The following is a 14,760-nucleotide window of genomic DNA, read 5'->3' on the forward strand; positions in this document are numbered from 1 at the left end:
ATTCGCGCGATCACGCTCGGTGTGATCAGAGTCTGCGTGCGAGAACTCTATGAATCGAATCTGCGTTTCTGATGAGAGAAAGCCCCCGGCGAGCAGAGTTCAGAGCGCCGAGTTCACAGCGCCGAGTTCACAGCTCGGCGGGCTGCAGGAAGCCGGTGACGAGCAGCTCGCGCACCCGCGGCAGCAGCTCCTCACGCAGCTCGCTGTGCGAGACGTCGAGCAGCTGGGCGATCGCGGCGATGATCGCGCCGACGGCCAGCTCGCCGTCGCAGGCGCCGACGAGGGCGGCGAGGCCCGTGTCGATGCGCACGGTGCGGCCGAAGCCGCCGCCCTGATGCAGGCTGAGAACCGTGGGATCCTCGGCGCCGGGCCAGTAGTGCCGCTCCTCGGTGACATCGGGCGCGACGAGGAGGGTGGACGCCTCGAGCTCCGCGTCGTCGAGGGCGTGCTGCCAGTCGTGCACGTCGAGGAATCGCTCCAGGTGTTCGCCGAGACCCGACTCGTTGCTGCCGATCGCGCCGTCGAGGTGCTCGAGACGGGACAGCGAGGGCTCGCCGGATGTCGGCCGCCGCAGCATCACGTAGCCGAAGCCCACCGCGCGCACCCGCCGCCGCTCGAAGTCGTCGAGCCAGGCGTCGTAGAGGCGGTCGAACTCGGGTGTGCGCGCCCGGGTTCCGCCATCGCGGATCCAGGTCTCGGCGTAGCGCTGCGCGTCGTGAACCTCGCGTTCGACCACCCAGGCGTCGAGGCCCGTGCCGGCCAGCCAGGCTTCGACGCGCTCGAGCCCCTCGCCCTCGGCCGAGTACTCCCAGTTGCCGAGCAGCTGGGCGACACCGCCCGGCGTGAGGTGCTGCGCCGACTCGCGTATCACCCGGGCGACGAGGGCGTCGCCGACCATGCCGCCGTCGCGGTACTCGTATTCGGGCACGCCCTTGGTGCGCGGGGTGATGACGAAGGGCGGGTTCGAGACGATGTGGTCGAAGCGCTCCCCCGCGACCGGCTCGAAGAGCGAGCCGAGCCGGAACTCGATCGTGTCGATACCGTTGAGCAGCGCGTTGAACCGGGCCATGCCGAGCGCCCTGCTCGAGATGTCGGTCGCGACGACCCGCTGCGCGTGCCGGGAGGCGTGCATGGCCTGGATGCCGCAGCCCGTGCCCAGATCGAGCACCGAGCCCACCCGGCGGCCGATCATGAGGCCGCTCAGGGTGAGGGATGCCCCGCCCACACCGAGCACGTGCTGCTCGCCGAGCGCCCGCCCGAGCGCCAGCTCGCCGAGGTCGGAGACGATCCACCAGCTGCCGACGCCGTAAGGGTCGACGAAGCTGTACGGCCGCAGGTCGACGAGCGCCGTGACGTTCTCACCGTCCCTCTCGACGAGACCGAGGGCGAGAGCGCCGTCGATGCCCGTCTCGGGGAGGGCGGCGGCCAGCTCCGCAGCGGGGCAGGGCAGGCCGAGGATGAAGAGCAGCGCGAGGGTGCCGGCGGGGTCGGGGACCTCGTCGCCGGCGGCCGGATCGCGACGCAGCGAGAGCGCACGGACGGCGGGCACCCTCTGCTCGCGGGCGAGCGCGGCCTGAGCGGGCTCGCCCCACAACTGGGTGAGCCTCTCGACCGAGAACCGCGCGGCCTCCAGATCGCGGCGCAGAGCGCCGATGCGCACGCCGTCCGTCTCGAACACTACTGCTGGGCTCGCTCCAGGACGAGCTCGCGCACGCGCGCTGCGTCAGCCTGGCCCTTCATGGCCTTCATCACGGCCCCGATGACGGCGCCGGCGGCCTGCACCTTGCCTTCGCGGATCTTGTCGAGCACGTCGGGCTGAGCGGCGAGAGCCTCGTCGATCGCGGCGATGAGCGCACCGTCGTCGGAGACCACGGCGAGCCCGCGGGCGTCGACGACCTCCTGCGGCGAGCCCTCGCCCGCGATGACGCCCTCGAGCACCTGGCGCGCCAGACGGTCGGTGAGCGTTCCCGCATCGACGAGGGCCACGAGCTGCGCGACGTGCGCGGGCGCGACGAGGCTCGAGGCCTCCACGTCCGAGGCGTTCGCGAGGCGTGCGATCTCGCCCGTCCACCACTTGCGCGCGGACTGCGGCGAGGCGCCGGCCGCCACGGTCTCGGTGACCTCGACGAGGAGGTTCGAGTTGACGACATCCTGGAACTCGAGCTCGGTGAAGTCCCAGTCGGCGCGCAGACGGCGACGGCGGGCCGCAGGGGCCTCGGGCAGCGCGGCGCGCAGTTCCTCGATGAGCTCGGGTGACGGCACGACGGGCAGCAGGTCGGGCTCCGGGAAGTAGCGGTAGTCGTCGGCGTCGCTCTTCGGGCGCCCGGCCGAGGTCTCCCCCGTGTCCTCATGCCAGTGGCGCGTCTCCTGTGTGATCGTTCCGCCCTTGGCGAGGATCGCCGCCTGACGCTGGATCTCGTAGCGGATGGCGCGCTCCACGGAACGCAGCGAGTTGACGTTCTTCGTCTCCGTGCGTGTTCCGAGGATGCCGGAGCCACGCGGGCTCAGCGAGATGTTCGCGTCGCAGCGCAGGTTGCCGCGCTCCATCTTCGCGTCGCTGATGCCGAGCGACACCACGATGTCGCGGATCGTCGAGACGTAGGCCTTCGCGAGCTCCGGCGCGTCTCTGTCGGCGCCGTAGATGATCTTCGTGACGATCTCGACGAGTGGCACACCCGCGCGGTTGTAGTCGACGAGCGAGTACTCGGCGCCCTGGATGCGACCGGTCGAGCCGCCCACGTGCGTGAGCTTGCCGGCGTCCTCCTCCATGTGAGCGCGCTCGATCGGGATCTCGAAGCGGCGGCCGTCGGCCAGCTCGACCTCGACCTGGCCATCGAAGGCGATCGGCTCGTCGAACTGCGAGATCTGGTAGTTCTTCGCGAGGTCGGGGTAGAAGTAGTTCTTGCGGGCGAATCGCGAGCTCTCGGCGATCTGGCAGCCGAGGGCGAGGCCCAGGCTGATCGAGTAGCGCACGGCCTGCTCGTTGACGACCGGCAGCGAGCCGGGCAGCCCGAGGCAGGTCGGGGTCACGTTCGTGTTCGGCAACGAGCCGAAGTTGTTCGGCGCGCTCGAGAACATCTTCGTCTTCGTGTTGAGCTCGACGTGCACCTCGAAGCCGAGCACGGGCTCGAACAGCTCGAGGGCCTTGTCGAAGTCCATCAGTTCTGCGCGTGCCACTAGATCGCACCTTCCTCTGCAGCGGACATTTCGGCGGGAGCGAGATCCGGCGCCCTGTTCAGGAGCGGGCCGCCCCACTGCGCCTCGAGCAGCTGTTCGAGCGCGCCGCCGACACCGTAGAGCCTCGCGTCGGCGCGAGCCGGGGCGAGGAACTGGATGCCGACCGGCAGGCCGTCTTCGTCGGCGAGGCCCGCCGGCAACGACATGCCCGGGATGCCGGCGAGGTTCGCGGGGATCGTCGCGATGTCGTTGAGGTACATCGACATCGGGTCGCCGCCGAGCTTCTCGCCCAGCTTGAACGCCGTCGTCGGCGCGGTCGGCGAGGCGAGCACGTCGACCCGCCCGAACGCCGACTCGAAGTCGCGCTGCACGAGGGTGCGCACCTTCTGGGCGCTGCCGTAGTAGGCGTCGTAGTAGCCGGCCGAGAGGGCGTAGGTGCCCAGGATGATGCGGCGCTTGACCTCGGGGCCGAAGCCGGCCTCGCGCGTTGCCGCCATGACCTGCTCGACAGTGCCGCCGCCGGGCGGGGTGACCCGCAGACCGAAGCGCACCGAGTCGAACTTGGCGAGGTTGCTCGAGGCCTCCGCGGGCAGGATGAGGTAATAGGCGGCGATCGCGTACTCGAAGCTCGGGGCGCTCACCTCGACGATCTCGGCGCCGTTCTTCTCGAGCAGGGCCAGGGCCTCGTGGAAGCGCGCGAGCACGCCGGGCTGGAAGCCCTCGCCGTCGAGCTGCTTGATGACGCCGATCTTCAGGCCCGCGACATCCGCTCGCCGCACGGCCTCGGCCATCGACGGCCACTCGTCGCGCAGGGAGGTCGAGTCGTGGGGGTCGTGGCCCGCGATGACGTCGTGCAGCAGCGCGGAGTCGAGAACCGTGCGCGACACCGGGCCGATCTGGTCGAGCGAGGAGGCGAGGGCGATCGCGCCGTAACGGCTCACCGCGCCGTAGGTGGGCTTGACGCCGACCGTTCCCGTGACATGGGCGGGCTGGCGGATCGAGCCGCCGGTGTCACTGCCGAGGGCGAGCGGCGCCTGGTAGCTCGCGACGGCGGCCGCCGAGCCTCCACCGGACCCGCCGGGGATGCGGTCGAGATCCCAGGGATTGTGGGTGGGGCCGTACGCCGAGTGCTCGGTGCTCGATCCCATGGCGAACTCGTCCATGTTGGTCTTGCCGAGCGGCACGAGGCCGGCCTCGCGAACCCGCCGCACGACGGTCGCGTCGTAGGGCGGGATCCAGCCCTCGAGGATGCGCGAGCCGCTCGTCGAGGGCATGTCGTTGGTCACGAGCACGTCTTTGATCGCGATGGGCACACCGGCGAGGGCGTGGAGCTGCTCCCCCGCTGCGCGTTTGCGGTCGATCTCGGCGGCCGTCTGGCGGGCGCCGTCTGCCGCGACGTGCAGGTAGGCGTGCACGGCCCCGTCGACGGCGGCGATGCGCTCGAGGTGGGCCGAGGTCGCCTCGAGGGCCGACACCTCGCCCGAGCGGAGCTTGTCGCCGAGGGCCGAGGCGGTCAGGCGGGTGATCTCGTCTGCGTGGGCCATCACTGCTCCTCCCCGAGGATCGCGGAGACCTTGAACCGGTTGTCGGCCTGCTCCGGGGCGCCCGAGAGCACCTGCTCGATCGTGAGGGTCTCGCCCACGACGTCGGGGCGGAAGACGTTCTGCAACGGGATCGGATGACTCGTCGCAGGCACGTCGTCGGTGGCGACCTCGCTCACCTTGGCGACGGACTCGACGATCTGACCCAGCTCGACCGTCAGACTCGCGATCTCCTCGGCGTTGAGGTCGATTCGGGCCAGCTGGGCCAGATGCGCGACCTGCTCGGCCGTGATCTCGGACGAGCCGTGAGCGGATGTTTGTGACATGCGTCTCCGTCAGTGTTGTCGGGGTGGGGTACCAGACGATTCTACCGGGGAGCACCAGCCGGGAGGCACCCCGGGAGGCGCTCCCCGCGCACTGCGCGAGAAGCGCCGTCAGGGCGCGCCGAAGAGCTCGTTGCCGTACTCGCGCAGGTGGTTGTAAGCGTCGGCGAAGGTCTCGGGCTCGGGCGCGTCCGGGGGGCCGTACTTCGCGAGCAGCAGTCCGAGCAGGCCCTTGGCGGGCGGGCTGAGCGGATCGTCGGCGTGCGCGTCACCCGGGTGCGGGGCATCCGCCTCGGGATTCGGCGGCAGGTACTGCGGGGTCGTGTGCGGCCAGTCGACCGGCTGCCGGGGGGTGGTCAGGTTGATGGCGTTGAAGAGGTCGTTGGCGCCGGCATCCCGTTTCGTCAGCGGCTCGAGGCCGTGCAGACGGGTCAGCGTCGCGATGAGGGCCGCGTGGTGCATCTCGTCGTTGATGATCGTGCCCGCCTTCGTGTAGGCCGAGATCGCGATCGCCGGCACCCGCGCGCCCAGGCGCTCGAAGCGGAAGCCCATCTCGCCCGGCTCGCCGTCGCCCGGCGGCAGGCCGTCCGGCGGCGGCACGTGATCGTAGGTGCCGCCGTGCTCGTCGAAGGTCACGAGCAGCATCGTGTTCATGGCGTTCGAGCCCTTCTGCGACGAGCTGCGGCGGATCGCCGAGTAGACCTCGTGCAGCAGGGTCTCCCCCGCCCGCACATCGGAGACGGCGCTGTTGACGACCTCCTCGCCGTCGACGTCGCTCTCGTGCACGCGTCCGACCGGCGGATGCATGTCGTTGTGGTTGTAGACCAGCCGCGGCTCGATGAAGGCGTACGCCGGGAGCGTGCCCTCCTCGACATCCTTGTAGAAGCGGTCCATGGTCGCGAAGTGCTCGGTCCTCCAATACCTTTCGAGCACCGGGGCGTGCAGCACTCCCGTGAAGGAGACGAGCTGCAGCTCGTCGAAGTAGACCCGCCAGGAGACCTTCTTGTCTTCGAGCCGGTTGAAGATCGTCGGGGTGCCCGACAGCGACGGGTCGAGCCACTTGTCGTAGCCGCCGTGCTGCTCGTTGCTCACGAAACTGTGCGAGGTTCCCGCGTGGAAGAAGGAGCGGTTGCAGAAGGTCTGCGACGGCACGGCGCAGTGCCAGTTGTCGTAGACCGCGAAGTTGCGTGCGAGGGTCGAGAGCACGGGCAGCATGTCGGGCGAGAAGCCGCCCATGACGGTGCGCAGCTCGTCGGTGGTCGGCTCCTGGCCCTTCTTGAGACGGCGGTAGTTGACGCGGTAGTCCTCGACGAAGCCCTCCATCGTGGCCTGCTGTCCGCGCTTCGGGGCGTTGAAGGGCTCGCTCATCGGGTTGTCGTAGAGATCAGCGTTGCTCGGCGGGTCGATGATGCCGAAGAGCTGGGTGTTGACGTGCGGATAGACCTCCCCGGGGTCGGGAGAGGGTTGCCGCATGACCGTGTCGGTGGGGCCCTCGTAGACGTGGGCCGGGATGACCGTGCCGTCCGGGGCCGTGTTGCTGTAGTCGCCGAAGCTCAGGCCGTCGAAGCTCTGTCCCTCCGGCAGGGAGTCGGCGTCGTAGAGGAAGCCGAGCAGGTTGTCGAAGGAGCGGTTCTCGAACATGAGCGTCACCACGTGGTCGAAGCCCGGCTCGCTGCGGGCGTCCATGGCCACGAACTCCTCGCTGCCGTCTTCGAGCCCGGCCCGGTGCCCGATGGCCGCCCCGATCGCGCCGCCCGCGACGCCGCCGACCACCACGCCGGCCGCGGCGATCCCGCCGGCCTTGAGGAAGGCGCGGCGCGAGGCGCCCGCGGGCTCGGTCTGCTCAGCCGGCTGCGGCGGCTCAGCCGGCTGCGCCGACTCCTCGGGGGTGCTGGTCTGCTCCGTCACGGCGTCCTCTCACGAACTGTGAGGAACAAGTGTATTGACGATCCGCTCAGCGGGTGATCCCGCCGAGCCGCACGGGTCCGATCGACGTGAACGAGGGGGTCTCCGCGGCGAGCTCGCCGCGCCCGAGGGCGATGAGCGCGAGATTGCGCAACGACCGACTGTTCTGCTTGAAGTACTCGTTGTGCCCGAACGAGCCGTCGAGAACCGTGTTCGACAACGGGTCCTCGCCGCCCTCGACGTCGAAGCTCCGGGCCCCGAAAGCCGCCGACCCGGGATCGGTGCCGAAGAACCCCGTTCCGACGACGGGGTCGAGGAGGGCCCCGCCCACCCAGACGTTGCCGTTCGCGACATCCAGGTCTTTCACGCTCTGCGTCGTCTCGCTGCCCGGGGTTCCCATCAGGGCGAGGGCGTCGACGGACACCTGCCCGCTGCGCAGGGTGATGAGCGCGGCGGTCGAGCCGTAGGAGTGGCCGAGCACGCTCACATAGGGCTCGTGGCCGGGTCGGGCCGAGCGGATGCCGGAGAGCGCCTGCTCGAGGAACCGCGCGCCCTCCATCGCCTGGCGCTCGCTGCCCACGGTGCCGAGCTCGGGGGTGTGATAGCCGATCCAGGCGACCGTGGCGATCCCCTCGTCCGGTCGCTCCGAGCGGGCACCCCCGCGGAAGTAGTCCTGCCACGCGCGTTCCGCGGTGTAGAGGGTCTGCGCGGTCGCCGTCCAGTCGACCAGCTGGTCCTTGACGCTGAAGTACATGCCCGGAACGAGCACGCTCACGTAGTCGGCCGTCGACAGATCTCCGACGACCACGGCCGCACGACCCGGGTAGACGGTGTCGAGTGCGAGCAGGGAGCGCTTCGGCTGCTTCGGCTCGCCCTCCAGAGCGCTGCTCACCGAGCGGAGCATCTCGAGCACCTGTTTCGGATCGCCGTTCGGCGAGGTGGTGCCGGAGTCTGCGGCTTCCTGCGCCTCGCGTATGCTCTGCCCGAGCAGGGTGCGGTTCGCACGGTCGCGCACGATGAACGGCACGCCCTCGAGGTTGCCGACGAGCTGGGGCGCCGCCTGCACGAGGGCGCTCTGCCGCACGTCGTCGAGGCGATCCCACCACACGGCGACGTTGGCGGCGGCCGGCGGGGCGGCGAGCAGGTCGGTGACGGCCGTCGAGTTCGCACCCACGAACCGGGAGATGTCCCCGATCGACAGCTGACTGAGACCGTTCAAGAGACCGGACGACACCAGGGAGCTGCCGGCGTCGGGGCCCGAAGGCGCGGCTCCGCCACCGGTCGTCAGCGATGGCGAGAGACCGGGGGTCGTCGTGACCTGCGCGTGGGAGGCTTGCGCGGGCAACACGACGATCGCGGCCACGAGTGTGGCTGCGACAAGAGCGGTAGGAACGAACCGCACGAGAGTGTCGCCCTTCCGTCAGAGGGAACCAGTCGACTCCAACCGCATCGTATGGGGCAGGCTCCTCTTATGATATTGGCGGCCCGATCGGTGGCCCCTGGTTGGGGTACCCCCTATTCGGGGGCTTATATGCCTTTTTGGGCATCGGCTGTGGCATTATGTCCTCCTAAATGAGGACACGCGTTGTCCCCCAGGAAAACGGCCGCCTCGGCCGCGGTCTCGGGAGCTCGAACGTCGGGCCCACCCGTCCCGCGCGCCACCAGCCGCAGCACCTCGCCGCCCAGACCGGTGACCCTCTCGGCGCCGGCGCTCGCGTTCGACGCGGTTCGCCGGGGCACGAACGGCGCCGTCGTCCGCGGCCAGGTGCGCGGCTCTCTGGGCGTCTGCCGGGTCAGGATGCCGCGCAGCACGGGCGCGACGACGGAGTCGGCTCTGGCGCTCCGGGCGACCCCGAGCATTCCGAGCACGACCTCGGCCGCCGTGCCGTGACCGCTCTGCGCGCGCACGACGCTCCCCCGCGACGACCACGGCGAGACAACCACGGCCGGCACCCGGGATCCGCGGTGGTCCGCGGTGACACCCGGGGTGTCGGCGGTCACGAGGAGCGCGGTGTCGCCGGCGAGCGGCGAGACCCGGATGGCCTCGTAGACGGTGTGGAGCAGGGCCTCGGCCGCACGGGCGTCCGAGCGGCCCCGGCGCGTGGGCCCCTCCCCTGCCGACCCCGCTGTGGCCGAGGGCTCGAAGTCGTTGGGCGAGAGGATCATCCGCGGCTCGACGACCGAGTAGCTCGGCAGCGACCCCTCGGCGAGGTCGTTCCGGAGGTCGTCCATGGTGCGCAGCCGGTCGCTCAGGCGAGGGCCCAGCTCCTGCGCGTGGAGGAGAGCCGTGAGCGAGACCCGCTCCGCCTCGTCCACGTAGATCCGCCACGAGAGACCGGCGCGGTCGAGCCGGGCGAAGAGCGAGGGGGCCGCGGCATCCGGCCCGTTGTGGAACACCCTGCGGTTCTCGAACGCGTCTGCGCCCGGAACACTCTGCCAGGCCTCGCACACCGCGAAACCGCGGGCGAGCGCGGAGAGCACGGGCAGCATCTCGGGTGTGAACCCCGAGCCGGTCGCACCCGGCGCCGGCAGCTGCGGGGTCGTCATGATCTCGTCGGTCGAGCCGGCGTACGGCGGCGGCTCAGGCGGGGAGCCGTCGGGCGGCATGCCGTTCGTCACACCGTCGAAGGGCAGCCCGTCGGGCGCGAGGCCCTGCGGATAGAGCCGGCCGAGCACGTCGTCGAAGGAGCGGCCGTGGAACATCAACGAGACGACGTGACCGAGTCGCGGAAGCGGGGACGGGGCGGGGCGGCGGGGAGCCGACGCCGCGACTGCTCCGGCGGCGAGGCCCGCGGCCGCGACTCCGTAGCGGCGGAGGAAGCCGCGCCGAGAAGCCGCGCTCTCAGGCTCCACTGTCGGGTTCGGCGGCGCCGGGTTCGGCGGCGCCGGGTTCGGGGGCCGCAGGTTCGGCGGACCCGGGTTCGGGGGCCTCGGCGACATCCGCCTCGAGATCTGCGAAGGCGCTCGGACCCTCAGCGAGCAGCAGCCGGAAACCGTCGGCATCGAGGATCGGCACGCCCAGCTGCTCTGCCTTCGCGAGCTTGGAGCCCGCGCCCGGCCCGGCGGCGACGAAGTGGGTCTTCTTCGAGACGCTCGACGCCGCCTTGCCGCCGGCCGCGATGATCGCCTCGAGAGCGCCCTCACGGGTGAAGCCGTCGAGGGTGCCCGTCGCGACGACGGTGATCCCGGCGAGCACGCCGTCGTTGGATGCCGCGGCTCCCGGGCCCGGATGCCCGGGCGTCGCGAACCGCACCCCCGCGGCCGCCCACTGCTCGACGATCTCGCGGTGCCAGTCGACCTCGAACCAGTCGAGCACGGCGTCGGCGATGATGCCGCCGACCCCGTCGACGGCCGCGAGCTCGTCGCGGCTCGCGGCGCGGATCGCGTCGAGGGAGCCGAAGTAGTCGGCGAGGGCACGGGCCGCGACCGGGCCGACGTGCCGGATGTTGAGCGAGACGAGGATGCGCCACAGCTCCTTGGTCTTCGCGAGCTCGATGTTGGCGAGCATCTCGTGCGCGTTCTTCGACGGCACGAAGGCCTCGTCTCCGTCGAACGCGACAGCCTCGACGGCCTCGGAGTCATAGGGCGGGTCGGACTTCTTGCGCTGACGCTTGAACGGGGTGTCGGTCTTGACCCGGATGATCACGCCGTCGCGGGTCGTGATCTCACGGCCGGGCTCGTCGTCGTCGACCTGCTTCGGCAGCCCCGTCTCCTTGTCGCGGACGATGACCTCGATGGGGAAGATGTCGGCGAGGCGCAGGTCGAAGAACCCGGCCTCGGTCGGCAGCGGCGGCACGGGCGGGTGCAGGGGCTGGGTGAGCGCCGCCGCGGCGACCTCGCCGAGCGCCTCGATGTCGAGGCCGCCGCGCGAGGCGATGTGCTCGACGCGCCCGCGCACCTGCGCGGGACAGCTGCGCGCGTTGGGGCAGCGCAGGTCGATGTCGCCCTCCTTCGCGGGGGCGAGAGCCGTGCCGCACTCGGGGCAGTGCGTCGGCATGACGAACTCGCGCTCGGTGCCGTCGCGCAGCTCCACCACGGGCCCGAGCACCTCGGGGATGACGTCGCCCGCCTTCCGCAGCACCACGGTGTCGCCGATGAGCACGCCCTTGGCCTTGACGACGTCTTGGTTGTGCAGGGTCGCCTGGCGCACCTCGGAGCCCGCGACCTTGACTTTCTCCATGACCGCGAACGGCGTCGCCCGGCCGGTGCGCCCCACCGAGACCACGATGTCGAGCAGCTTCGTGTTGACCTGCTCCGGCGGGTACTTGTAGGCGATCGCCCAGCGCGGCGCGCGGCTCGTGGCGCCCAGTTCCTCGTGCAGAGCGAGGTCGTCGACCTTGACGACGACGCCGTCGATCTCGTGCTCGACGCCGTCGCGGTGCTCGCCGTAGCGCTCGATGTACTCCGAGGCCTCCTGCGGCGTCTCGACGACCCGGTAGTGCGTGCTCGTGGGCAGGCCCCAGCCCTTCAGCAGCTCGTACACCTGCGACTGGTTCGAGACCGGCGGGTTCGGCCACGCGCCGATGCCGTGCACGAGCATGCTCAGCCGACTGAGCCGCCGGTACATCCGCTCGAGCTGGGCCGGGGACTTGTTCTCCTTCACCTGGCGCAGGCTTCCGGATGCCGCGTTGCGGGCGTTCGCGAAGACCCGCTCCCCGTCGGCCACCTGGTCGGCGTTGAGCTGCTCGAAGATCGCGGACTCGAAGAACACCTCGCCGCGCACCTCGACGAGCGGCGGATGCCCCTCACCGCTCAGGCGCCGGGGGATGCCGGGCACGAACGCGATGTTGTCGGTCACGTCTTCGCCCACGACACCGTCGCCCCGGGTCGCGGCCGTCGTGAGCACCCCCCGCTCGTAACGCAGGTTGATGGCGAGCCCGTCGATCTTGAGCTCGCAGAGGAACTGCACCGAGCGGTCGGCGTCGCGCTCCACCTTTGCCGCCCAGGCCTCGAACTCCTCGATCGAGAAGACGTTGTCGAGGCTGAGCATGCGCTCGAGATGCGTGACCGGGGCGAACAGCGTCGTCTCGGCGCGGCCGCCCACGGTCTGGGTGGGGCTGTCTTGGCTCTGCAGCTCGGGGAAGAGGCGCTCGAGCTCTTCGAGCCGGTGGATCATCAGGTCGTACTCCTCGTCGGAGTACACCGCGGCATCCTTCTCGTAGTAGGCGTCGCGCGCCTCGAGGATCTTCGTGGTCAGCTCGTCTGCCTCGTCGGATGCACGCGCGAGCTCCGAGGGCGTCTGCGAAACGGTCTCGGCCATCGTCGGCTCAGCCGCGGGGGCCGACGGGGACAGCGCCGCCGGCACGGGTGCCGACGGGAACTGCGCTGACGGTGCGGTCGATGGTCGCCTGGCCGAGAACGCGCGTGCCGACGTAGACGACGGCCGTCTGGCCGGGAGCGACGCCGTTGAGGGGGTAGTCCGGAGTGATCACGAGCTCCTGTCTACCGTCGGCCACCGACACGACGACGGCCCGCGCGGGCACGGGGTCGGCATGGGCGCGGATCTGCACCTCGCACTCCCACTCCTGCTCGGGGTGCTCCGGCGGAAGGCCCGCCCAGGTGAAGCGCGAGCCGGCGATCTCGGCGATGTCGAGAGCGGCCTTGGGGCCCACGACGACCGTGTTCTCTTTGGGCCGCACCTCGAGGACGAACCGCGGCTTGCCGTCGTCGGCAGGGGTGCCGATGCTGAGCCCGCGGCGCTGGCCGACCGTGTAGGCGTGCGCACCCTCGTGGGTGCCGAGCACGTTGCCCTCGCGGTCGAGGATCTCCCCCGTCGCCGTGCCCACGCGCTCGGCGAGCCAGCCGCGGGTGTCGCCGTCGGGGATGAAGCAGATGTCGTGGCTGTCGGGCTTGTTCGCGACGCTGAAACCGCGCTCGGCGGCCTCCGCGCGCACCTCGGCCTTGGAGGGCGTCGCGCCGAGGGGGAACATCGCGTGCGCGAGCTGCTCGGTCGTGAGCACGCCCAGGACGTAGGACTGGTCTTTGGCCCAGGCACTCGCCCGGTGCAGCTCACGGTTGCCCGCGGCATCCGTGACGATCGAGGCGTAGTGGCCGGTGGCGACCGCGTCGAAGCCGAGGGCGAGTGCCTTCTCGAGGAGCGCCGCGAACTTGATGCGCTCGTTGCAGCGCATGCACGGGTTGGGCGTGCGGCCGGCCGAGTACTCGGCGATGAAGTCATCGACGACGTCGAGCTTGAACCGCTCGGAGAAGTCCCACACGTAGTACGGGATGCCGATGATGTTGGCCGCCCGCTGGGCGTCCATCGAGTCCTCGATCGTGCAGCAGCCGCGGCTGCCCGTGCGGAGGGTGCCCGGCATCCGGCTGAGGGCCAGGTGGACTCCGACGACGTCGTGCCCCGCGTCGACGGCGCGTGCTGCGGCGACCGCCGAGTCGACGCCGCCGCTCATGGCTGCAAGAACTTTCACCGTACAAGTGTAGGCATGGGCGACCCGAATGCAGGAGCCGGCGTGATCCGGGGCCGGTTATGCGCCGATTCGAGGCGGATGCCGGTCGATCTCCCGCATTCGGGAGGCAAGGGGCTGTCGGTGGCCGGGGCGGCGCAGGGAGCAGGGCGGGGCTACGAGGCGAACGATGTCGTGCGGTCGGCGAAACCCGCGCGGGAGGCCTGCTCGAAGGCGGCGGGCAGCGCGGCGAGGAACGCCTCGACATCGGCCTCCGTCGTCGTGTGGCCGAGGGTCACGCGCAGGGCGCCCCGCGAGTCCTCCTCGCTACGGCCCATGCCCGTGAGCACGTGCGAGGGCTCCGGGATGCCGGCCTGGCACGCGCTCCCGGTCGACACGGCCACGCCCGCGACGTCGAGCAGGAAGAGCAGCGAGTCCCCCTCGCAGCCGGGGAAGGAGAAGTGCGCGTTCGCGGCGATCCGCCCGCCGGGGGTCGGGTCTCCGTTGAGGCGCGCCGAGGGAACCCGCTCGGCGACGCCGGCGACGAGGTGCTCGCGCAGGGCCGTGAGCCGCTCGGCCTCCGGCTCGCGGTGCGCCTCGGAGAGCTCCGCGGCCACGGCGAAGGCCACAGCCGCCGCGACGTCCTGCGTGCCCGAGCGCACCTGGCGCTGCTGCCCGCCGCCGTGGATGAGCGGGGTCACGCTCGCCGACCGGCTCAGCACGAGCGCGCCGATGCCCACGGGCCCGCCGATCTTGTGGGCCGAGACGCTCAGGGCGACGAGCCCGGCGTTGCCGACGCTGCCGCTCGACGAGCGCACGGCGCCGAAGTCCAGCGGCACGTGACCGTAGGCGGCGACGGCGTCGGTGTGCAGGGGCACTCCGTAGCGTGCGGCGAGCGCCGCGGCATCCGCCACCGGCTGGATCGTGCCCACCTCGTTGTTGGCCCAGAGCAGCGAGACGAGGGCGACGGATGCCGGATCCTCGGCGAGCGCGGCGTCGAGGGCCTCGAGCGAGATGCGCCCGTGCTCGTCGACGGGCAGCCACTCGACCACGGCCCCCTCGGTGCGTTCGAGCCACTCGACGGTGTCGATCGTGGCGTGGTGCTCGCCGAGCGGAACGAGCACACGCGGGCGCGGGCGATCGCTCTGGCGGGCCCAGTAGAGGCCTTTGACCGCGAGGTTGACGGCCTCGGTGCCTCCGCCCGTGAGCACGACCTCGATGGGGTCGCAGCCGAGCGTCGAGGCGATGCGCTCCCGCGCCTCCTCGAGCAGGCGCTTCGCCTCCTGGCCCGCGCTGTGGATGGAGGAGGGGTTGCCCACGACCGTCATCGCCTGCGCATAGGCGGCGATCGCCTCGGGGAAGAGCGGGGTCGTCGCAGCGTGGTCAAGGTAGACCGTCATACTCATTACTCTA

At 70.9% G+C, this 14,760-nt stretch carries 10 protein-coding genes; all 10 read right to left on the bottom strand.

Features of this window, described 5'->3' with window-relative positions:
- Window positions 1-127: 127 nt before the first annotated feature.
- The gene (locus tag CLV54_RS06060) at window positions 128-1,678 is read right to left on the bottom strand and encodes a DUF7059 domain-containing protein (RefSeq protein ID WP_100344035.1); all 1,551 of its coding nucleotides are present in this window, start codon (window positions 1,676-1,678) and stop codon (window positions 128-130) included.
- Window positions 1,678-3,177, bottom strand: coding sequence for an Asp-tRNA(Asn)/Glu-tRNA(Gln) amidotransferase subunit GatB (gene gatB / locus CLV54_RS06065; protein ID WP_100344036.1), 1,500 nt, complete (start codon window positions 3,175-3,177; stop codon window positions 1,678-1,680). Before gatB ends, CLV54_RS06060 begins: the two co-directional genes overlap by 1 nt.
- Entirely contained in the window at window positions 3,177-4,721 is a 1,545-nt protein-coding gene (gene gatA / locus CLV54_RS06070) for an Asp-tRNA(Asn)/Glu-tRNA(Gln) amidotransferase subunit GatA (RefSeq protein ID WP_100344037.1), read from the bottom strand. The genes gatB and gatA overlap by 1 nt, the downstream gene beginning before the upstream one ends.
- On the bottom strand, window positions 4,721-5,044 hold the full coding sequence (gatC, locus tag CLV54_RS06075) for an Asp-tRNA(Asn)/Glu-tRNA(Gln) amidotransferase subunit GatC (protein WP_100344038.1): 324 nt from the start codon (window positions 5,042-5,044) through the stop codon (window positions 4,721-4,723). The genes gatA and gatC overlap by 1 nt, the downstream gene beginning before the upstream one ends.
- A 108-nt stretch (window positions 5,045-5,152) precedes the next feature.
- Window positions 5,153-6,949 carry an alkaline phosphatase family protein gene (locus CLV54_RS06080; RefSeq protein ID WP_100344039.1) on the bottom strand — a complete coding sequence of 599 codons (1,797 nt, stop codon included), beginning with the start codon at window positions 6,947-6,949 and terminating at the stop codon, window positions 5,153-5,155.
- A 46-nt stretch (window positions 6,950-6,995) separates the two neighbouring features.
- Complete coding sequence (locus CLV54_RS06085) at window positions 6,996-8,348, bottom strand: alpha/beta hydrolase (RefSeq protein WP_157802828.1); 1,353 nt, start codon at window positions 8,346-8,348, stop codon at window positions 6,996-6,998.
- A gap of 125 nt (window positions 8,349-8,473) precedes the next feature.
- Complete coding sequence (locus tag CLV54_RS06090) at window positions 8,474-9,799, bottom strand: alkaline phosphatase family protein (protein ID WP_157802829.1); 1,326 nt, start codon at window positions 9,797-9,799, stop codon at window positions 8,474-8,476.
- On the bottom strand, window positions 9,789-12,206 hold the full coding sequence (gene ligA, locus CLV54_RS06095; RefSeq protein WP_100344404.1) for an NAD-dependent DNA ligase LigA: 2,418 nt from the start codon (window positions 12,204-12,206) through the stop codon (window positions 9,789-9,791). Before ligA ends, CLV54_RS06090 begins: the two co-directional genes overlap by 11 nt.
- 7 nt (window positions 12,207-12,213) lie before the next feature.
- Window positions 12,214-13,371 (bottom strand): tRNA 2-thiouridine(34) synthase MnmA, encoded by a 1,158-nt coding sequence (gene mnmA / locus CLV54_RS06100; protein WP_245861422.1) that lies wholly within the window; start codon window positions 13,369-13,371, stop codon window positions 12,214-12,216.
- Between the two features lie 152 nt (window positions 13,372-13,523).
- On the bottom strand, window positions 13,524-14,747 hold the full coding sequence (locus CLV54_RS06105) for a cysteine desulfurase family protein (RefSeq protein WP_100344043.1): 1,224 nt from the start codon (window positions 14,745-14,747) through the stop codon (window positions 13,524-13,526).
- Window positions 14,748-14,760 lie beyond the last annotated feature (13 nt).

The sequence above is a fragment of the Compostimonas suwonensis genome, from assembly GCF_002797855.1.
Classification (GTDB): domain Bacteria; phylum Actinomycetota; class Actinomycetes; order Actinomycetales; family Microbacteriaceae; genus Compostimonas; species Compostimonas suwonensis.

Excerpts from the sequence above, each read along its gene's own strand:
- gatA (WP_100344037.1), bottom strand. The coding sequence starts at position 4,721 with ATGGCCCACGCAGACGAGATCACCCGCCTGACCGCCTCGGCCCTCGGC.
- gatC (WP_100344038.1), bottom strand. The coding sequence starts at position 5,044 with ATGTCACAAACATCCGCTCACGGCTCGTCCGAGATCACGGCCGAGCAG.
- ligA (WP_100344404.1), bottom strand. The coding sequence starts at position 12,206 with ATGGCCGAGACCGTTTCGCAGACGCCCTCGGAGCTCGCGCGTGCATCC.
- CLV54_RS06105 (WP_100344043.1), bottom strand. The coding sequence starts at position 14,747 with ATGACGGTCTACCTTGACCACGCTGCGACGACCCCGCTCTTCCCCGAG.